The 19,187-nt window shown below is 66.8% G+C and carries 12 protein-coding genes; 8 read left to right on the forward strand and 4 right to left on the reverse strand.

The features are described 5' to 3' along the window. Nucleotides 1-71: 71 nt before the first annotated feature. Entirely contained in the window at nt 72-2,099 is a 2,028-nt protein-coding gene (locus AADX97_RS11390) for a hypothetical protein (protein WP_374234369.1), read from the forward strand. Beyond that, nucleotides 2,092-6,243, forward strand: coding sequence for an SNF2-related protein (locus tag AADX97_RS11395; RefSeq protein WP_374234370.1), 4,152 nt, complete (start codon nt 2,092-2,094; stop codon nt 6,241-6,243). Before AADX97_RS11390 ends, AADX97_RS11395 begins: the two co-directional genes overlap by 8 nt. Before the next feature lie 204 nt (nt 6,244-6,447). Here the strand turns inward: AADX97_RS11395 and lysM are convergent, their stop codons facing one another. Continuing rightward, nucleotides 6,448-6,885 (reverse strand): peptidoglycan-binding protein LysM, encoded by a 438-nt coding sequence (lysM, locus tag AADX97_RS11400; RefSeq protein ID WP_374234371.1) that lies wholly within the window; start codon nt 6,883-6,885, stop codon nt 6,448-6,450. Between the two features lie 168 nt (nt 6,886-7,053). Next, nucleotides 7,054-7,383, reverse strand: coding sequence for a DUF2845 domain-containing protein (locus tag AADX97_RS11405; RefSeq protein ID WP_374234372.1), 330 nt, complete (start codon nt 7,381-7,383; stop codon nt 7,054-7,056). A 270-nt stretch (nt 7,384-7,653) separates the two neighbouring features. Between AADX97_RS11405 and AADX97_RS11410 the strand changes: the two genes are divergently transcribed. The 3 genes from AADX97_RS11410 to AADX97_RS11420 all read left to right on the forward strand — a co-directional run bounded on the left by AADX97_RS11410 (nt 7,654) and on the right by AADX97_RS11420 (nt 11,370). Next, a complete protein-coding gene (locus AADX97_RS11410) occupies nt 7,654-8,853 on the forward strand; it encodes a cell surface protein (protein ID WP_374234373.1) in 1,200 nt (399 codons plus the stop codon). After that, nucleotides 8,850-9,806, forward strand: coding sequence for a DUF6384 family protein (locus AADX97_RS11415; RefSeq protein WP_374234374.1), 957 nt, complete (start codon nt 8,850-8,852; stop codon nt 9,804-9,806). The genes AADX97_RS11410 and AADX97_RS11415 overlap by 4 nt, the downstream gene beginning before the upstream one ends. An 88-nt stretch (nt 9,807-9,894) precedes the next feature. After that, nucleotides 9,895-11,370, forward strand: a complete 1,476-nt coding sequence (locus AADX97_RS11420; RefSeq protein WP_374239291.1) for a hypothetical protein — start codon at nt 9,895-9,897, stop codon at nt 11,368-11,370. Nucleotides 11,371-11,800: 430 nt separating this feature from the next. Here AADX97_RS11420 and AADX97_RS11425 read toward each other — a convergent pair whose 3' ends face one another. Then, on the reverse strand, nt 11,801-12,253 hold the full coding sequence (locus AADX97_RS11425) for a helix-turn-helix domain-containing protein (protein WP_374234376.1): 453 nt from the start codon (nt 12,251-12,253) through the stop codon (nt 11,801-11,803). 231 nt (nt 12,254-12,484) lie between these two features. Here AADX97_RS11425 and AADX97_RS11430 point away from each other — a divergent pair, with 231 nt between their 5' ends. Both AADX97_RS11430 and AADX97_RS11435 read left to right on the forward strand, forming a co-directional pair. After that, nucleotides 12,485-13,546 (forward strand): efflux RND transporter periplasmic adaptor subunit, encoded by a 1,062-nt coding sequence (locus AADX97_RS11430; RefSeq protein ID WP_374234377.1) that lies wholly within the window; start codon nt 12,485-12,487, stop codon nt 13,544-13,546. Between the two features lie 15 nt (nt 13,547-13,561). Continuing rightward, nucleotides 13,562-16,615 (forward strand): efflux RND transporter permease subunit, encoded by a 3,054-nt coding sequence (locus AADX97_RS11435; RefSeq protein ID WP_374234378.1) that lies wholly within the window; start codon nt 13,562-13,564, stop codon nt 16,613-16,615. Here AADX97_RS11435 and AADX97_RS11440 read toward each other — a convergent pair. Further along, nucleotides 16,548-18,011, reverse strand: coding sequence for a dihydrolipoyl dehydrogenase (locus AADX97_RS11440; RefSeq protein ID WP_374234379.1), 1,464 nt, complete (start codon nt 18,009-18,011; stop codon nt 16,548-16,550). The genes AADX97_RS11435 and AADX97_RS11440 overlap by 68 nt on opposite strands. Before the next feature lie 232 nt (nt 18,012-18,243). Between AADX97_RS11440 and AADX97_RS11445 the strand changes: the two genes are divergently transcribed. Continuing rightward, a complete protein-coding gene (locus AADX97_RS11445) occupies nt 18,244-19,053 on the forward strand; it encodes a 20S proteasome subunit A/B (protein WP_374234380.1) in 810 nt (269 codons plus the stop codon). Nucleotides 19,054-19,187: the final 134 nt, after the last annotated feature.

The following is a 19,187-nucleotide window of genomic DNA, read 5'->3' on the forward strand; positions in this document are numbered from 1 at the left end:
CTTGTCGGGGGGCGCGTTGGTCTCCGCCCTGCTCGCCTTTGCACGTTCGACACCCTCTGCCGAGTCTGCCCATGACATTACAACAGGCCCTCTGGCTCCTGACCGCCGAGCAACTGAAACAGCGCCGCAACCTGTTGTTGAACGGGAACCGCTCGACCCGCAAAGCGGATATGGTCGAGGCGATCTCGCATGAGCTCTTGTCGGCGGATCTAAGCCAGTACTGGGGGAGGCTCTCCGAGCTCGAGCAGAACGCCGTCGCTGAGAGCGTCCATCGCTGGGGCGGATTCTTCGACCGCGTCGGCTTCAAGGCAGGATACGGCTCGCTTCCGAAGGCCTTCGCGACGGTGGCCTATTCCTATTCCTTTTCGCGGCCCGATCGTGATCGCCAGGAGCAGCCTTCGCTGCTGCCGCTCTTCTTCTACGACGGATCGATCCCGGAGGATCTGCGCAAGCGACTGGCGTCGATCGTCGCGGTGCCGAAGCCGTACGAGATCACGAGCTTCGCCGACGAGGACCTGCCGAAGAGCATTGCCTCGGCGAGCATCCTGGAGCCCGAAGAGGCCGCCTCCGAGCCGCTGCGGCGTCTCGCCACCGAGACCCTGATCCATCACGACCTGCCCGGGGTGCTGCGCCTGATCGGTCAGGGCCGCGTCAGCGTCGGTGCCAAGACGGGTCTACCGAGCAGTGCCTCCATGACCAAACTGGAGAGCGTCTTGCTCGGCGGTGATTGGTACAGCGCGGACGACGACTTGGACGAGCCACGCTCGGCCGGCGGTCCGATCCGGCCCATTCGTCCCTTTGCCTGGCCGCTTCTGCTCCAAGCCGGCGGACTGGCAAAGGCCGACGGCAGCAAGCTGGTCCTGACCGCCCGCGGCAACAAGGCGCTGTCTCAGCCGGTCGAGGAGGTGGTCTCGCACCTGTTCGCTCGCTGGCAACAAAAAGGCGCGCCCGATGAGCTGCGTCGCATCGACCTGGTCAAGGGGCAGACGGCAAAAGGCGTGCGACTCAGCGCGGTGTCGGAGCGCCGAGCGGTCATCGCCGATGCGCTCCGGGACGGCTGTCCCCCCGGCCGTTGGGTGGCCATCGACGAGCTTTTCCGACAGATGCAGTTCCGCGGCCGCCGCTTCACGGTGACCGAGAACGCCTGGGGACTGTATTTCGTCGAACAAAACTACGGCAGCCTGGGATCCAACGGGGCCGACGGATTCGAGATCCTCCAGGGACGCTACATCCTCGCCTATCTCTTCGAGTATCTCGCGACACTCGGCATGCTCGATGTCGCCTATACCTCGCCCTACGCCGCGAGATTGGATTACACGGATGAGATCGTGCAAGTATTCCCCGACGGTGTCGACCGAAGCGCCGATCGCGTCGGTCGGGTTAGGTGCGCCGGCACCGTCGCCGTTGAGAAAGAACAGGTTGGCGCGCACCGTCACCCGACATGCGGCGCCGGGATGTCGGGTTACGCTGCGCTAACCCGACCTACGGCGAATACTTGCACAGTCTCGGATGCGTGGGGTGCCGATGAGTTTGCCTTTCTGAGCCGTTACGACGGACTCAGGTACATCCGGCTCAATGCACTCGGGGCCTATTGTTTGGGGCTCGCCGAGACCTACAAGCCCGTGCTCCCGAAGCGACCGCCGCTGTGCTCGATCGGGGCCGATCTGCACCTGACCCTCAAGCGGGAGCCCGAGCCGGCCGAACGGCTGGTGCTGGAGCAGATCGCCAAGCCGCTCTCGGCGACCCTTTGGCACCTGGATCCCGATGCCGTGCTGCGGCACAGTGCCGACACCGGCGAGCGAGGACGCATCCGCGCCTTCATCGAGTCGTCGACGGACGAGGCCCTGCCTGCCGAGGTCGTCCAACTGATCCGCGACGTCGAGGAACGCGCGACCGCACTCGTCGATGCCGGACCGGCTCGCCTCGTCAAGTGTCGGGACCCCGCCATTGCCGTCATGCTGACCTCGGATCCCGTCACGGCCCCGCACTGCACCCGCGCGGGCGAGCGCCTGGTGTGTGTCCCCGAACCGAAGCTCGCGGCCTTCGGCAAAGGGCTTGCCAAGCTGGGTTTCGTGCTCCCGGGGACCGGCAATGGCTGATGCGCTCGCCGCCTATCGCGCGCTGCCGGCGGACGAGCAACGGATCCTGCGTGTGCTCTCGGTGATCTGCGAGCCGGTTGCCCGTGACCGGCTGCAGCAGATTCTGGACGCCTTGGATTGGCGCGATCGGGCGGGGGCGCCTTTGAGTCGGCATGTCGACGAGGCCCTGATCCGGCGCTCGGTCGGGTCCGGCCGGATCCAATCGGAGCGCAGCGCGCTCGCCTGTCACCGCGAGCTGCTCGAGCCCCTGACGCGCGAGACGCTCGCCGAAGGCACCTTCGAGTCGATCGTCGCGGCGGCCGAGCGGGTCATTCCGGTCGTCCCCACGAACGCACCCACCTGGCTCGTGCCGAGTCCCGAGCGGCGTCTGCGAATGGTCCGTATTGCCCTCTATGCAGGGCATCAGGACGAGGCGCTGCGGATGTTCGCCTTGAGTGATCAGGTCGCGTTGAGCGGTTTGTCCGCGGCCCATGTCATGCCGCTGACCCAGGTCTTGACGTCCTCGACGGACCTCGCCTGGTTGGAAACACTCGATCCCCGCCTCAAGATCGCCGGCCTTGTTCCCCCGTTGCGCCTGGCCGCCCGCGACATGATCGAGCGCACCGGCGTCTATGCCCTCATGGAGCAGCTCTTCGTCCCGCTCGTCGGAACCCATCCCGAAGCCGCCGACGCCTTGATCGAGCAGAGACTGCAGCGCGGCCGACTTGCCGAGGTTCCGTCCTTGCTGGACGGACGCAGCGATCCCGCGGCCTTGGTTCAGCGCGGTTGGCTGCAGTTCCTCTTCGGCCACTACGAGCAGTCACTTGACGTCTTCGATGCAGCACGGGAGACCACCCGCAAGAAGACCCGCAAGCGCAAGGTCTATCTGCCCGGAATTCCGGGTGTTCTGGCGTTGCTGACGCGGCTACGGCGTGGCGAGCGGGAGGACTTCGAGTTTATTCAGCAGCAGGTCGCGATCGCGCTGCGCGCCGATGTCAGCGACCCCGTCGAGCCCGTGTATCGCCTGCTCGGCGAGTTGGCGGCGGTCTTGGCCGGACAGCGGCGGGTGGACGAGTGCGCCTGGCTGAACCAACGCCTCGGGTTGCGCGGCGCCTTCGTGCTCCTGTTTCAATCCCTGATGCTGCATTGGCTCGGCGAGCGGCCGGCGCCCGAGGCGCTCGACGTCCTTGCCGGCTGGGCGGCGAAGGCGAACCAGGCCGGGTACCTCTGGTACGCCCACGAGGCGTCGGCACTCCTGCATGCCTTCGGTTTCGCAGGCGAGCGCCCGCAGCTCGGCACGCCGCCGGTCAGTCTGGCACCGATGACCGATCTGCTCGCACGCAAGGCGACCTGGGAGATCGCGCTCGATGCACTCAAGGGGCTCGGAACCCAAGCCGCATCCAGTGTCGACACCTCCGCGGGCACCGATCGGCGCATGGCCTGGCAGCTCGGTTTCATCAAGACGCACGGTATGCTGGAGCCGCGCGAGCAGAAGCGCATGAAGCGCGGCGGTTGGACGAGCGGGCGTGCCGTGTCGCTGCAGAAGCTGGTCGAAGAGCCGGAGAGCTTCGGCTATCTGACCCCGCAGGATCGCGAGATTTGCGCCTGTATCGTCCGCGAGCAGGGCACGACCTGGTATGGCGGCTCCGACCGCCTCAGCTATCGCTTCGATGCGGAACGTGCGCTGCTCGCGGCGGTCGGTCATCCGCTGTTGACGGTGCGCCGGCAGGGCGGTACGGGTGTCGTCGAGCTCCCGCTCGCGCTGGTCCTCGGCGACCCCGTGCTCTCGGTGGTCCGACGCCATCGGGACATCCTGGTGACCATTGAGCCCTTTCCGCCGGAAGGGCGCGCGCTTTTGCCGGTCGACGAGACGTCGAAACGCGTCCGTCTGGTCCGGTTCGAGCCTGCCCATCGCGAGATCGCCCGCATCCTGGGACCCGAGGGACTCAAGGTTCCCGAAGGCGCGGAGGCGCGGCTGCTCGAAGGGCTGGCCGCCGTGGCCCCGATGGTCACCGTCCATTCGGATATCGCCGGGGACGACAGCGCCGCCGAGACTATGTCCGCCGACGCCAGACCGCACCTGCACCTGAGCCCTTTTGCTGCCGGTCTGACCCTTGAGCTGCGGATGCACCCGTTCGGCGACAGCGCCCTTCAGCTCCTGCCGGGGCAGGGACGGGCGACCTTGCTCACCGAGATCGAGGGGCGCGCCGTACGCTGTACCCGCGACCTCGAAGGTGAGCGCATGGCGGCGCGCGAGGTGCTCGACGCCTGTCCCGCGCTCCGCGACAACGATTCCTGGAGCTGGTCGCTCGATGACCTGGAAACAGCGCTGACGACGCTCGAGCAGCTCCACGCGCTCGGCGAGGCGGTCGTTCTGGATTGGCCCGAGGGCAAGCGCATCGGGCTGACGGCCGAGATGCAGATGGCTTCTCTGCGCATCAAGATCGAGCAGGAGGGCGACTGGCTCGACCTGCAGGGCGAGATCCGGCTCGACAGCGGTCGGATCCTCCTCATGCAGGAGCTGCTGGATCTGGCGGCTGCCGCAAAGGGGCGTTTCATCCCGCTCGGCGAGCGTGACTTTCTCGTCCTCAGCCAGGCGTTGCGGCGCAAGCTCGATGGCCTGCGCGGTCTGACCGACAACGGCCGCTTCCACCCGCTCGCCGCACCGGCCATCGCCGAGGCGATCGACGGCATGACGCTCGATGCGGACAAGGCCTGGCAGTCCCTGCTCGATCGTCTCGCCGCCGTCGAGGAGCTGGAGCCCGAGATCCCCTCCACGCTGCAGGCCGAGCTGCGCGACTACCAGATCGAGGGCTACCGCTGGCTCGCCCGGCTCGCGCATTGGGGCGCCGGCGCCTGTCTCGCCGACGACATGGGCCTCGGCAAGACCCTCCAGGCGTTGGCCCTGATCCTGTCGCGTGCCCCCAAGGGTCCAACCCTGGTGTTGGCGCCCACCTCGGTTTGCGGCAACTGGGTCGACGAGGCGCAGCGTTTCGCGCCCACCCTACAGCCGCGCCGCTTCGGTTCCGGCGATCGGGCCGCCATGTTGGATGCTGCCGGCCCCTTCGATCTGATCATCTGCAGCTACGGCCTCCTGCAGACCGAAGGGGAGCGTCTCGCCGCGGTGTCCTGGGAGACCATCGTCGCGGACGAGGCCCAGTCGTTCAAGAATGCCCTGACCAAGCGTTCGCAGGCCATCATGCGGCTCAAAGGCGGCTTCCGCATGATTACCACCGGCACGCCCGTCGAGAACCATCTCGGCGAGCTGTGGAACCTCTTCCGCTTCATCAATCCGGGTCTGCTCGGCTCGCTGGAGACCTTTAACCGCCGCTTCGCGATCCCGATCGAGCAGAACAAGGACACGGGCGCGCGGCATCGGCTGCGTCAACTGCTGCGTCCCTTCATCCTGCGCCGGCTCAAGAGCGAGGTCCTCAGCGAGCTGCCGCCGCGCACCGAGATCACCTTGCGGCTGGAGCTGAGCGACGGCGAGCTGGCCCTCTACGAGGCCATGCGACGACAGGCCGTCGAACGCCTGTCCGGCCCGGAGGCGGCGGCCAACCCCGGCCAGCAACGCATTCAGCTCCTCGCCGAGATCATGCGTCTAAGGCGTGCCTGCTGCCATCCGCGTCTGGCGCTTCCCGACAGCGATCTGTCGAGCGCCAAGCTGGATGCCTTCAACGAGATCCTCGACGAGCTTCTCGAGAACCGCCACAAGGCCCTGGTCTTCAGCCAGTTCGTCGACCACCTCTCATTGATCCGCGCTCATCTCGACGCCCGCGGCATCCGCTACCAGTATCTCGACGGCTCCACCCCGGAACCCCAGCGCCGCGCCGCCGTCGCCGCCTTCCAGGCCGGCGAGGGCGAGCTCTTTCTGATCAGTCTGCGTGCCGGCGGCGTCGGTCTGAATCTCACCGCCGCCGACTATGTGATCCACATGGATCCCTGGTGGAATCCCGCCGTCGAGGATCAGGCCTCCGACCGCGCCCACCGGATCGGACAGCAGCGTCCGGTCACCGTCTACCGACTGGTCGCCAAGGATACGATCGAGGAGCGGATCCTGGCACTGCATGCCGCCAAGCGCGATCTGGCGGACGGGTTGCTCGAAGGCAGCGAGGGCGGGGGGCGGTTGAGTTATGCGGATATGTTGGCGTTGGTGCGCGGCTGAATCGCGTCTCAGGGTCAACAGCAGGGTTTGCGTGGCGGGTAAGGGCCGAGCGGGGCGATGTCTCGGCGGGGACGCGATTCAGGATATCGACAAGGGAATTTCGAGCAGGGCGTCGGGCGTCGTGGGGAGGGGCGACTTCAGTCGCCCACACCCCTCACTCAAACACAGCAGAGCGGCTGAAACCGCCCGATGCCCTTGATGACTCTACCCGGCCGATTTGGGAATCCGGATTTTCTGTCCGGGGTAGATCAGGTTGGCGTCCTTGATGACCTCTCGGTTGGCCTCGAAGATGCGGGGGTAGGCGTTTGCGTTGCCGTAGTATTTCTTGGCGATGGCCGAGAGTGTGTCGCCCTTCTCGATGACGTAGAAGTCGACCTCGGCGGTCTGAGGCGGTGCGGTGAGCTGGTCGGCCCTGACCTCCGCGACGCCCTTAACGTTGCCGGCCATCAGCACGGCCTTCTCCATCGCTTCCGGGCTCTCGGCCTCGCCGGTCAGCGAGACCACGCCGTTGTCGTAATTCACGGTCAGTCCCTTGATCCCGGGGTTGTCCTGCTCGATCTCCGCCTTGATCTTCTCTCCTGCCTCGGCGTCGATGCCGAAGAGCTTCTTGCCGACGTCTTTCGCGAAATCGAAAAGCCCCATGATGTGCTCCGGTCGTGTGTTCGGTTTAGACTGCGGGTGTCGTGTGGCCTCGGGGAGGCTCGCATACGAGACGGCTTTCGGCAATCTCGGGTCGTTGCGGGTCGTCGCCGTTGCAAATCGGAGGTGAAACCGGACAACATGACGCACGCCGGGCCACCGACATCAGGATCAGAAGCCGTAGCCGCCGGTGACGATGGATTTGACAAGTCCCCCGCGGATGGTCACGCGGGTGATCAGGCGGCGCGGGCCGAAGTTGTAGGTCCAAACTTCGTATGGGTCCCCGAGGTGCTCGGTGAAGTAGGTGTTGGTGAGGCGGTCGTAGCGCTGAATCGCGGATTTGTTTTCGTAACGGTCAACCTGGGTCGGCGTGCCGCAGCGCTGACGCAACAGTAAGGCGGAATCGCCTTTGGAGACGATATCACTGCCGCAACGCAGGTTTTCGGCCAAGACCGGCGCGGCAACCGAGCAGAGACAGAGCAACGCGATAAAACGATACACCTTGTACCTCCGTGGATCATGATCTGTCGCTTGCGTGGGCGACACTCCGTCTTCAGCCTAGACGACGTCCTCCGCTTTGTCCACGCAGCGCACTCCGACCGCGCCGGTGTCGGCCGTCCACCAAGACTCGCAACTGGCGCTGACGATCGCGATCCGGACTTCTTGGCATGCGCCGGGATGCTTGCCGTGCCGGCGACGCCGAGTCCCGAGCATTCATAACAGACACAAGCGGGCCAATCCAAGTCGGCTCGCCGTGAGGAGAGCCTAAGCATGACCGACACCGCCGCCGTTGCGACCGCGACCCCCATCCAATACCTGGACAAGGCCATGAACGGCCTTCACGACCTGGGGCTGCTCCCGACCGAGGGGGACCGACAGGCCGACCCGATCATTGCGCTCTTGAACCAGATCTCGACCCTCGACGAAGGTCGCGTGACCGCCATCGCGCGGACACTCAGTCAGGCGTCGCTCTTCAACGACGTCGTTCGCCGGCAGGTCCAGGCGATGGAGATCGGCAGTCGCTACGAGGACATCACCAACGCCTTCAACAGCATCCGCGACGATGCCAAGACGATGGTGGATCAGATCGAGGACGGCAAGCTCGATACCTTCGAGCGCCTGAGCAACGTCTGGATGAAGGCCACGCGCGGCGATATCGCCGCGCGTTTCGACAAGATCAAGACGAGCTATCTGGACGTCACCTCCTCCACCGACGACCAGATTCGGCGCGAGCACCAGATCCTGGAGGCGTATCAGGACTTCCGCGGTGCTTTGAAACAGTCCGAGGTGCTGGCGCTCGAAGTCCTCAAGACCGCGCAGGATCGGCTGGACGCGGCGAAGGCGGCGCTGGCGCAGGCCATGGCGCAGGTGGATGCGAATACCTCGGGTGAGCCCGCCGAGCGCGCTCGCCTCGAGCTGGCACGCGACGAGCAGGTGCGCGCACTGCAGCTCGAAGAGAAGCGCTATCAGATCGCCAAGGACCTGTCCGACAACCTGACCATCTCCTACAACACCTCCGAGGTGGTCATGGCGCGACTGCTCCAGACGACCAACGCCAAGGAGCGTGTCTATGCTCAGGCCGTGAGCTTCTTCAGCACCAACGAGGTGGTCCTGACGGCACTCACCGCGTCCTTCACCGGGATGTTCGGGCTGCATGAAGGCACGCAGACGGTGGAGGCGATGAAAGAGGGCGTGAGCCAATCGCTCGAGGTCTTGGCCGATATCGGCGGCAAGGTGCAGGAAGCGGCGGTTCGGGCGGGCTACGGGCCGACCGTGCGCGCCGACGCGGTCAAGAAGCTGGTCGACTCCGTGGTGACCTGGCAGACCCGATCGCACGAGATCATCGAGGAGATGCGCACCCAAAGCACCCGCAACGCCGAGGAGATCCGCGATGCGGTCGAGGAGGGTAAACGCAAGCTCGCACGTCTTGCCGAGGAGGGTAAGGGGCTCGATCTCAAGGTTCAGGCATGAGCAACGATGGAGCTGTCGATAGCGGCGTGCGGCCGGTCGGCGCGGCGGCGGCGCAAGCCGCGGTCGCCGGCAGCACGCATCCGCTCGACGAGGTCATGCTTGCGATGGACGTCGTGGATACGCTGAGACGCCGTGAGCGCCTCGTCAAGACCGAGCTCGACGACCTCGGTCGCGAGGAGGATCTCAAGGAGCGTCTGCGCAAGATCTACACGGCTCAGGGCATCGATGTACCGGATCATGTGATCGAGCAGGGCGTGGCGGCACTCAAGGAGGGACGCTTCACCTATGCTCCGCCGCCGCGCTCGCTCGCGACGCGGCTCGCCCGGATCTATGTCAACCGCGGCGACTGGGGTAAGTGGGTCGGCGGGATCCTGGGCATCATGGTCCTTGCCGCGGTCATCCACTATGTCTCCTTCGTCGCGCCGGATGCCGCCTTGCCGGATGACTTGGTGCGCGTCCATTCCGAGGCGATCGCGCTGGCCGGAAACGACCGAGCGCGCGCGACGCTGGAGCGCTATCTCGGTGCGGGTCAGTCCGCCCTGCGCGACGACGACACCGAAGGCGCCCGCTTGGCGCTGCGCGAGCTGGAGACCGCCCGGACGATCTTGGGGCAGGAGTACAGCCTGCGTATCGTCAACCGACCGGGCGAGCGGAGCGGTGTCTGGCGCATCCCGGACCTGAACACGGGTGCACGCAACGATTACATCCTGGTCGAGGCCGTGGATCCGACCGGGCGGGTGCTCCGCGTGCCGATCCTCAACGAGGAGACCCGTGAGACGGAGACCGTCGCCATCTGGGGTCTTCGCGTGGATGAAGAGACCTTCAACGCGGTTGCGCGCGACAAGCAGGACGACGGCATCATCGAGCGCGACCGTTTCGGCTACAAGGCGCGCGGCGAGTTGGTTCCGCGTTACGACATGCGCACCACCGGCGGGGCCATCACGCAATGGTGAGTCCCGGTCCTGCGCTTAAGCGAACGGGCCGAGAACCGGATCGGCACATCCTCACGGTAACAACCGCTCACCCTGGAGACCGCACATGATGTCCGGCAGACAAGCCCTCGGCGAGATCGATCGGGCGGTCGACGAGGCACGCGCCCGGGTCGCGGCGGTCGAGGCACGGGTCGAGGCCGCCGAGCAGCAACTGCAGGCGCAACGCCGGGGGCAGCTCGAAGACTACAAGGCCCTCGCGCAGCTTCGCGTCGGATTGCTCGCCGACGCAGCCTTGCTCAACCACCTGGACCAATCCGAGCAGCAGGTCACGGCGCTTCTGGGCCAACGCGAGACCGCGCTGACGCTGCTGACGGAGCAGATCCAATTTGCCGAGTCCGCATTCCGTACCCTGGAGTCGGAGCGCAACGGGCAGGCGGCTCGGGTCGATGCCGCGGTTCAGGCGGCGGACGCTGCGGAGGCCCGTACCCAGGCCCGGCTTGGCGGCGATGACGCCTACAAGGCTCGGCTCGAAGGTGCCACGGAGGCCGAGCGCAAGGCCGCACACGCCGCCGAGAAGGCAGACCGCAGCGAAGCGGAACGCGAAGAAAAGGGCGTCTCGTACCGCGACGATCCGCTCTTCATGTATCTCTGGAAGCGCCGTTACGGCCGGCCCGATTATAGGGCTTGGGGAACCATTCGTTGGCTCGACGGCAAGGTTGCCCGTCTCATCGGCTATGCGGCCGCCGGTGCGAACTATGCTCGCCTAAACGAGATCCCGGAGCGCCTGCGCGAGCACGCCACGGCGCTCACGACCGCCGCCGAGGTAGAGCTTGCCGCCCTGAAGGCACTCGACGAAGCCGCGCGGGTCGAGGACGGTATCCCGACCCTCGACGCGGAGATCGTCGAGGCGCAGGCGGCGCTCGAGGCCATCGACCAGCGTATCGCCCAAGCGCGTAGCGACCTCCAGGGTCTCGAGGTGCGCAAGGCCTTTTATGCCGCCGGGCAGGACGAATACAGCGCCAAGGCGCTCGAGCTGCTGACGTCCGAGCTGCAGCGCGATGACCTGATGGAGCTGCGCCGGGAGGCCTTGGCCACCCCCTACCCGGAAGACGACCTAATCGTTGCTCGCCTGCTGGAGCGCGAGGACGAGCTGCGCCGACTCGACGGCGCGCTTAAACCGCTGCGTGAGTCGCTCGTGCAGGCACGGCAGCGTCTCGACGAGGTCGAGACCCTGCGCTCGGACTTCAAACGCAACCGCTTCGATCGCGCGGACTCACAATTCGGCAACGAGGCTATGATCGCCATGATGCTGGGGCAGTTCCTGAACGGCGCCCTGGACCGACGCAACCTCTGGCGCGTCATGCAGGAGCAGCAGCGCTATCGCCCGGAACGCTCCGACCCGGGTTTCGGCTCAGGCGCCTTCGGTCGGGGTACCGTCTGGGGCGGCGGCCTCGGCGATGCGCGTCGCCCGGGCGACATCTTCGGCGGCTTGGGCCACGGGAGCGCCGGTCGCACCGGCGGGAGCGGTGGGGCCGGGAAGCGCGGCGGGGGCAACGGCGGCTTTCGCACCGGAGGGGGCTTCTGATGCCGTTCGTACGGCGACGCCTTTAGGTCGGCCCGATGTCGCGCCCGCACCGTTCAGCGCGGTGACGAGGTCGCATCCTGCTCAAGCGCATCCTGATCGTCTTCGCTGCGCTGCCGCCCGCGGTGCTCAACGCCATCTTCGCCGGGCGCTTCGACCAAGAGCCCGAACCATCGTGCTCCTCGGCAACGCCGCCGACCGCCTCGCCCCGGTGCGCGCCTCCTCCTTGTGCGTGCCGAGCTTGGTCAGTGCTCCACCAAGGCCGGCGTGGAGCACGAAGGTGAGTGCGGGATCACACAGCGCCGGATCGGCGCCGTAGCGACGCTGCCCAACCCGTTATTGGCTCGATGGCAGAGGCGTCTCGGTCACAATCGGTGCTCACCCACAGATGTTGTCGGGAGATGTGCCCGCGGGCAAGTCCGTCCGGAGACGATCAGTCCTTGGACGACGCCTCGGCGCATGCGGCGCCGATGGCGACCAGATACTTCAAGGTCGCTTCGGTCGCCGGCGCCAGGTCCACGGCGGCCTGACCTGTAGCGATCAGATAACCGTCATCGCGCTTGCGGACCCAACCGGCACGCCGGAGCGCCTGGACCTTCCGACGCACGGTCTCGCGCGGGATCCCGCTGTAGTCCGCGATCGACTGCAGGTTGATCGGGGCAAGCTCGGTCTGACCCCGGTCGGGCGCCAAGAACTCGCCGTACGACAGGCCATCGATGCGCCGCCACGCCAGGGTCCGCGTACCGATGACCGCCAGCACCAGCATGCTGTCGAGGTCGCCCCCGAAGGTTCGTCGCAGGGTGACCAGCAGATCGCAGAACTGTGCCGTATGGATCGGCCAGATGCGGCCGAAGTCGCGGGTGAGGTCTTCGTAGTCGAATGCCATGCGCGCGCTCCGGTATGGTTGGACGGGGGCAACTGCGAAGCAGACGGCGAGGCCGCCCGCATCCGCCCAGTTTGGGCGGTCACTGGATTGCCGACAAGCCGCTGCTCGGACAGACTCGGCGGCTGCCGCGGACATTCAACCGTCAGGTGGTCACGGCGGAGATCGCGTGACACGATCGACAGATCCATCGGCCCGATCCACCACCCAGATCCAACACCGGGAGAGAGCCCCATGTCCATCCATCACCAACAGGCGGGCGCGTGGGGACTCCTAGGCCTGTCCCTCTTGCTCGCCGGGTGCGAGGAGCAATTGCCTCCCTCCGCGGCACTTGAGACGTCCCGTCCGGCGCAGATTCTGGAGATCGTCCCCGCGGGACTCGACTCCGGCCTGCGCTTCCCCGGCCGCGTGCGCGCCGTTCAGCGGGCGGAGCTTGCATTCAACGTCCCCGGGCAGATCATCGAGCTTCCGGTCTCGGAAGGCGAGGTCGTGGCGCCCGGCGACCTGATCGCGCGACTCGACCCCGAGAGCTTCGAGACACAGCTCGCTGCCGCGCAGGCCGAGCTCGACAAAGCCGCCGCCGACTACGAGCGGGTGCGGGAGCTCTGGGATCGAAACAAGGCGGTTCCCCGAGCGGAGGTCGATCAGAAGCGCACGGCCCTTGAGGTCTCCCGCTCGGCGTTCGCCGCGGCGCGCAAGGATCTCGACGATACCCGGCTGACCGCCCCCTTTGGTGGGACGATCGCTCGCCGGCTGGTGGAAAACTACCGGAACGTCCAGGCCAAGGAGCCGGTCGTGAGCCTCCAGAGCACAGACGAGCTGGAGATCGTCATCCACGTCCCGGAGCGGGTGGTGCGCGGGGAGCCGAAGCGGGTCGCCGGCTTCGCCCGGTTCCCCGATCAGCCCGAGCGCCGCTTCCCGGTCACGCTCAAGTCCTTCTCGACCGAAGCCGATCCGCAGACCCAGACCTACGAGGCCGTGCTGGGCGTCAAGCGTTCGGCGGACGCGCCGCTGTTGCCCGGCATGTCCCTGGAGGTGCTCCCCGCGGACTCGCCGGTCGGCGAGGGGCCGACCAGCGTGCGCGTTCCCCTGCGCGCGGTGGTCGCCGGAATCGACGGCACGCCGTCGGTCTGGGTGGTGGATTCGGAGTCTTCGCGGGTGAGCCGTCGGCCGATCGAGGTGGGCGCGATTCAGGGTGAGGACATCGTGGTGCTCGCCGGGCTTGCGTCCGGCGAGCGGATCGTCACGGCGGGCGTCAACCATCTGCGCGACGGCATGCCGGTCCACGCGCTTTAGGGTCCGGAGGGCGCCATGAACATCGCGGCTTACACCTTGCGCAAGCGCACCATCGCCTGGTTGGCTTGCCTGGTGCTGCTGGTCGGCGGCTACATCGCCTACCAGCAGCTCGGGCGCTTTGAGGACCCGGAGTTCGTCATCCGCCAGGCGGTCATCGTCACCCCCTATCCGGGCGCGCTACCGGCCCAGGTCGCCGAAGAGGTCACCGACGCCATTGAGGGCGCGGTTCAGCAGCTCCAGGAGGTCAAAGAGGTCACCTCCGTTTCCACCCTGGGCCAGTCGCGGGTCTCGGTGGAGATCGACCTGCGTTTCGCCCGCACGAAGGACGACCTCGAACAGGTCTGGGACAAGCTGCGGCGCAAGGTCGCGGATGCCCAGCGCCTGTTGCCGCCGGGGGCCGGCCCCTCGGTGGTGAACGACGACTTCGGCGACGTCTACGCCCTCTTCTTCGCGGTCACCGGCGACGGCTATCGCCTGGAGCAGATTCGCGACTATGTCGAGGACCTGGAGCGCGAGCTGGTGTTGGTGCCGGGCGTGGCCCGGGTCGCGACACAAGGAGCGCCCCAAGACGCGATCTTCGTCGAGATCGCCGCGGCGAAGGCGGCTCAGCTCGGCGTCTCCCTGGAGCAGATCCATCAGGTCCTGCGCGAGCGGAACCTGCTCGCCGCGGCAGGCGAGCTGCGGGTTGGACCCCAACGCCTGGCAGTCAGCCCCACGGGGCAGGTCGACTCGGTCGAGGCGATCGGCAACATCGTCCTCGCCTCGTCCGGCGGCGATCGGGTTATCTCCTTGAAGGATGTCGCGACCATCACCCGCGGGGTGCTGGAGCCGCCGCGCGCCCTGGTGCGCTACGACGGGGAGCCCGCCATCGGACTCGGGGTTTCCAATCTCGCCGGCGGCAACGTGGTCGCCATGGGTGACGCGGTGCGCGCCCGCCTGGCGGAGCTCGAGTTGCAGCGCCCGGTGGGTATGGAGCTCAACGTGGTCTCCTACCAGTCCGACGCGGTGCGCACGGCGGTGGACGGCTTCGTCGCCAACCTGGTGGCGGCGGTGGTGATCGTAGTCCTGGTGCTGGTGCTCTTCATGGGCTTGCGCAGCGGCCTCATCGTCGGCGCCATCCTGCTGCTCACCGTGGCCGGCACGCTGATCGCGATGCATCTGGACGGGATCGCCATGCAGCGCATCTCGCTCGGCGCATTGATCATCGCGCTGGGGATGCTGGTGGACAACGCCATCGTCGTCACCGACGGGATCCTGGTGCGGCTGCAGAAGGGCGAGGAGCGCACACGGGCCGCCGTCGAAGTGGTGCAGGCGACCCAGTGGCCCCTGCTCGGCGGCACCGCGGTGGGGATCCTCGCCTTCAGCGCCATCGGCCTGTCACCCACCGACATGGGCGAGTATGCCGGGTCGCTGTTCTGGGTGATCCTTTACTCGATGCTGTTGAGCTGGCTGCTCGCGGTGACCCTGACGCCGCTGTTCTGCGTCAGCTTCCTCAAGGTCAAGCCGGCGGGCGTCGGCGCCGGCGCGGGCTCTGGCCCCGTTCTCGAGCGCTACCGCCGCCTGTTGCAGGTGCTGCTGCGCCGGCGGCTCGGAACCGGCATCGTGCTGCTGGCCCTGCTCCTGGCCGCCGTGCTCGGTTTCGGCGCCGTGCCGCCCGGTTTCATGCCCGAGTCGGCGCGACCGCAGTTCGTCGTCGACCTCTACTTGTCCCAGGGCACGGACATCGAGGTGACCGCCGCGGAGCTTGCCGAAGTCGAGGCCCACGTCCGCGGGAAACCCGGGGTGACCCATGCCACCAGCTTCGTCGGTCAGGGCGGCTTGCGTTTCATGCTCACCTACGTCCCGGAGGATCCCAACAGCGCCTACGGCCAACTCCTGGTCGACGTGGAGGACGCCGCTCTGATCGCCCCGCTGATCGCCGAGCTGCAGACGGAGCTCGAGGCGCGCCATCCCGATGCCGCCATCAAGGTGTGGAAATTCATGCTGGGGCGCGGCGGCGGCAAGAAGATCGAGGCCGCCTTCCGCGGTCCCGATCCCGAGGTGCTGCGCGCGCTTGCCGAGCAGGCCAAGGCGGTGATGGCGAACGACCCGGACGCCGTGGCGATCCAGGACGACTGGCGCGAGAAGGTGCCGGTGCTCCGCCCCGCGGTCGACCCGGTCGCCGCGCAGCGCGCGGGCGTCGATGCGACCCAGATCAGCGCCGCGCTGAACCGCGCCTTCACCGGGGCGCAGGTCGGCGTCTACCGCGAGGGCGACACCCTGGTCCCCATCGTCTCGCGGGCCCCCTTGGCGGAACGGGCCACCGCGGACCAGCTCGACAATGTCCAGGTCTACAGCCCGACCGCCCAGCGCTACCTCCCCGTGGGGCAACTCGTGACCGGGGTGGACGTGGCGTGGGAGGATGCCGTGATCCGCCGGGTGAACCGCTTCCCGACGATCAAGGCCCAGGCCGACCCGCCACCCGGCGCGCTGTCCGGCCCCGTGCTCGAGCGGCTGCGCCCCGCGGTCGAGGCAATCGCCCTGCCGCCCGGCTATGCGCTGGAGTGGGAGGGCGAATACAAGGCATCGCGGGAGGCGAACGAGGGGCTGGCCCTCTCGGCGCCCTACGGCTTCGCGGCGATGGTGCTTGCGGTGGTGGTGATGTTCAACGCCGTCCGCCAGCCGTTGGTGATCTGGCTGACGGTCCCGCTTGCGATCATCGGGGTCACGATCGGTCTGCTGCTCTTCCGCGTGCCGTTCGAGTTCATGGCGATCCTGGGCTTCCTCAGCCTGATCGGCATGCTGGTGAAGAGCTCGATCGTCCTCGTCGACCAGGCGGACGCCGAGCGGCACGACGGCAAGGCCGGCCTGGACGCCGTCCTCGATGCCGCGGTGAGCCGCGCGCGGCCGGTCTTCCTCGGCGCCTTGACCACCATCCTCGGCGTGGCGCCGCTGCTCCTCGACCCCTTCTTCAAGAGCATGGCCGTGACCATCATGTTCGGACTCGCCTTCGCGACGGCACTTACCCTGGTCGTGGTGCCGCTGCTGTACGCGGTGCTGTTTCGGATTCCAGACGCTCCAGCTCCGTAATCCCCCCGCCGTTCTTGGCCTCGACCTTGGAATAGAGGTCGTAGAGTGCGGCCTGCAGGGCCTCTTCGATGACCGGGTGATAGAAGGGCATGCGCAGCAGGTCGCCGACGGTCAGACCCTGCGCGATCGCCCAACAGAGCAGATGGGCGAGGTTCTCGCCTTTGGGTCCGATCATCTCGCTGCCCAGAATGCGGCCGGTCGCCTTGTCCGCGTAGACGCGGATGAGGCCTTTGTTCTTGCCCATGATGAGCGCACGTCCGACCGGGGCGAGCTTGATCTGACCGACCGCGGTGGTCTCGGGGTCGAGCGTGTTCCAGCGTTCCCCAATGGCGCAGATATTGGGGTCGCAGAAGTTGATGAAGAGCGGAACCTTGCGGCGGAAGCGCGTCGGCGTCGGGTCGGTATCGATGCGCGCGGCGTTGTAGCCCGCGATCTTGCCCTCGTCACCGGCCTCGTGGAGGATGGGCCGGTATCCGGAGACGTCGCCCGCGATGAAGACCGGGAGATCGCCGACCTGCATGCTGTTGGGATCGAATGACGGGATGTCGCGCGAGTCGAGCGGGACACCCAGGTTCTCCAGCCCGAGCCCCTCGACATTAGGCACGCGCCCGATACTGCAGAGCACCTTGTCGACCAGGACACTCTGCTCGCCCGCGGTGACCCGCAATCGATCGCCTTCCGCGGCGATCTCGGCGGGCGCGCCCAGATGGATGGGAAACTCCTTGCCGAGCAGCTCGATGGCGGACTGATTGACCTCCGGGTCTTGAGCCCCGGCGATCCGGTCGACCGCATCGAACCCGGTGATCTTAACCCCCATCCGGGCCAGACTCTGACCGATCTCCAGACCGATGGTCCCGAGCCCGATTACGGCCATGGCGGCGGGCAGGTCCTCAAGCTCGAAGATGTCGTCGGTCGTGATGACGCGATCGCCGAACGCCTCCCATGGCTCGGGCACCAGAGGTCGGGACCCGGTCGCGATGACGACCGCCTTGGCGCGGATGCGCTGACCGGCGACCTCGATCAGGGTCGGCTCGACGAAGCGGGCATAGTCCTGAACAAAAAGATCCTCCGGCATGTCGTCGGTACTGCTGCCGAGGACGCGATCCACGAAGGTGTCGCGCAGATCCTGGACATGCTCGAGCGCCTCGGGGATATCCAGGGTCATACCTTCATGACCGTCGATGCCGAACTTGCCCAGATGCGTGCGCCGATGATAATCCTCGGCGATCTGAATCATGGCCTTCGAAGGCATGCAGCCGACCCGTGCGCAGGTCGTCCCCGGCTCGCCCCCGTTGATCAGGACGAAGCTCTTGCCGGCTCGGCGGACCTGCCCCATGGCGCTCAGTCCGGCGGTGCCGGACCCGATGATGGCGACGTCGACGTTGCGTTCTTTCACCTGATGCTCCCCGGGTTGGTTGCCGGATGACCCGACAGTGAGCCCTATTGTCCATGCGCGTAGGTCGCGATGACAATCTCGCCCAAGCCTCGCCGACCGGCGGGAGGTTCTTGACGGCGCCCGGATGAAGTTTGATGCTGCTCCTGTTGTCGTGATTCCGCTCGGGTGGAACGGCGTTTTCCGTCGATCCGCGTCACCCGGGTCGACTTCCACTCCTCGGAGATTCACCCGAATGACCTATTGTGTTGGACTCTGTCTCGACCAGGGCCTTGTGATGGCATCCGACTCCCGCACCAACGCGGGCGTGGATTACATCTCCTCCTACAGCAAGCTGCATCTCTTCCAGCCGGCGCCCGATCGGATGTTCGTTCTGCTCGCAGCCGGCAATCTCGCAACGACCCAGGAGGTGTTGAACCGGATCCGCCGCGATCTCGATCAAGCCGCGAATCCGAGTCAAACCGATCCGGCTCCCGCTGTTACGCTTGCGAGCGTGAACTATCTATTCGAGGCGGCGAACTATATCGGCCAGGTCAACCTGGCGGTCCAGAACGAGCATGGTCCCGCGCTGCGGCAGATCGGAGCGAGCGTGGAGGCCACCTTTATTCTGGGCGGACAGATCGCCGGGCAACCCCACGGACTTTTCATGATCTACCCTCAGGGAAACAGCATCGCGGCTACGCCCGAGACGCCCTTTCTGCAGATCGGCGAGAGCAAGTACGGCAAACCGATCCTGGATCAGATCGTGGCGCCGGACATCTCCCTCAATGACGGGGCACGCGTCTGCCTGGTCTCGCTTGCCGGGACGGCGCGCTCCAACCTGACCGTCGGGCCGCCCTTCGAGGTCGCCATTTACCCGAAAGACGCCTTGGCGCCGTCGCACCGCCTCCGGTTGGAGGAGCAGTCCGCGGAGCTGGAGACGATGACCCGCGATTGGATCGAGAGCGTCCGCCAGGCCTTCTTCCATCTGCCTCACTTTCCGTGGGAGCAGCCGGACACGGCAAGCGGCGCCGAGTCCGAGAGTCCGCATCAGATGCAGAGCTAAGGTGGTTTCCGGAGCAGGACCGACCCTGGAGGCATCGAGCCGCGACCAAGGCACGTCGGGAGTGCCGACGGAGTGATGAATCCGGCAGGCCGTGGCCGTGATCCGAGTCGCGCAGTGGCGAGCGGCGTGGATGC

Origin of the sequence: Thiocapsa sp. C2-2m, from assembly GCF_041903745.1 — a bacterium.
GTDB classification, from domain to species: Bacteria; Pseudomonadota; Gammaproteobacteria; order Chromatiales; family Chromatiaceae; genus Thiocapsa; species Thiocapsa roseilacustris.

What these genes read in the sequence shown, in the direction of transcription:
- AADX97_RS11415 (WP_374234374.1), top strand. Translation starts at nt 8,850, where the DNA reads ATGAGCAACGATGGAGCTGTCGATAGCGGCGTGCGGCCGGTCGGCGCG.
- AADX97_RS11430 (WP_374234377.1), top strand. Translation starts at nt 12,485, where the DNA reads ATGTCCATCCATCACCAACAGGCGGGCGCGTGGGGACTCCTAGGCCTG.
- AADX97_RS11410 (WP_374234373.1), top strand. Translation starts at nt 7,654, where the DNA reads ATGACCGACACCGCCGCCGTTGCGACCGCGACCCCCATCCAATACCTG.
- AADX97_RS11425 (WP_374234376.1), bottom strand. Translation starts at nt 12,253, where the DNA reads ATGGCATTCGACTACGAAGACCTCACCCGCGACTTCGGCCGCATCTGG.
- AADX97_RS11390 (WP_374234369.1), top strand. Translation starts at nt 72, where the DNA reads ATGACATTACAACAGGCCCTCTGGCTCCTGACCGCCGAGCAACTGAAA.
- lysM (WP_374234371.1), bottom strand. Translation starts at nt 6,885, where the DNA reads ATGGGGCTTTTCGATTTCGCGAAAGACGTCGGCAAGAAGCTCTTCGGC.
- AADX97_RS11395 (WP_374234370.1), top strand. Translation starts at nt 2,092, where the DNA reads ATGGCTGATGCGCTCGCCGCCTATCGCGCGCTGCCGGCGGACGAGCAA.
- AADX97_RS11435 (WP_374234378.1), top strand. Translation starts at nt 13,562, where the DNA reads ATGAACATCGCGGCTTACACCTTGCGCAAGCGCACCATCGCCTGGTTG.
- AADX97_RS11445 (WP_374234380.1), top strand. Translation starts at nt 18,244, where the DNA reads ATGACCTATTGTGTTGGACTCTGTCTCGACCAGGGCCTTGTGATGGCA.
- AADX97_RS11420 (WP_374239291.1), top strand. Translation starts at nt 9,895, where the DNA reads ATGTCCGGCAGACAAGCCCTCGGCGAGATCGATCGGGCGGTCGACGAG.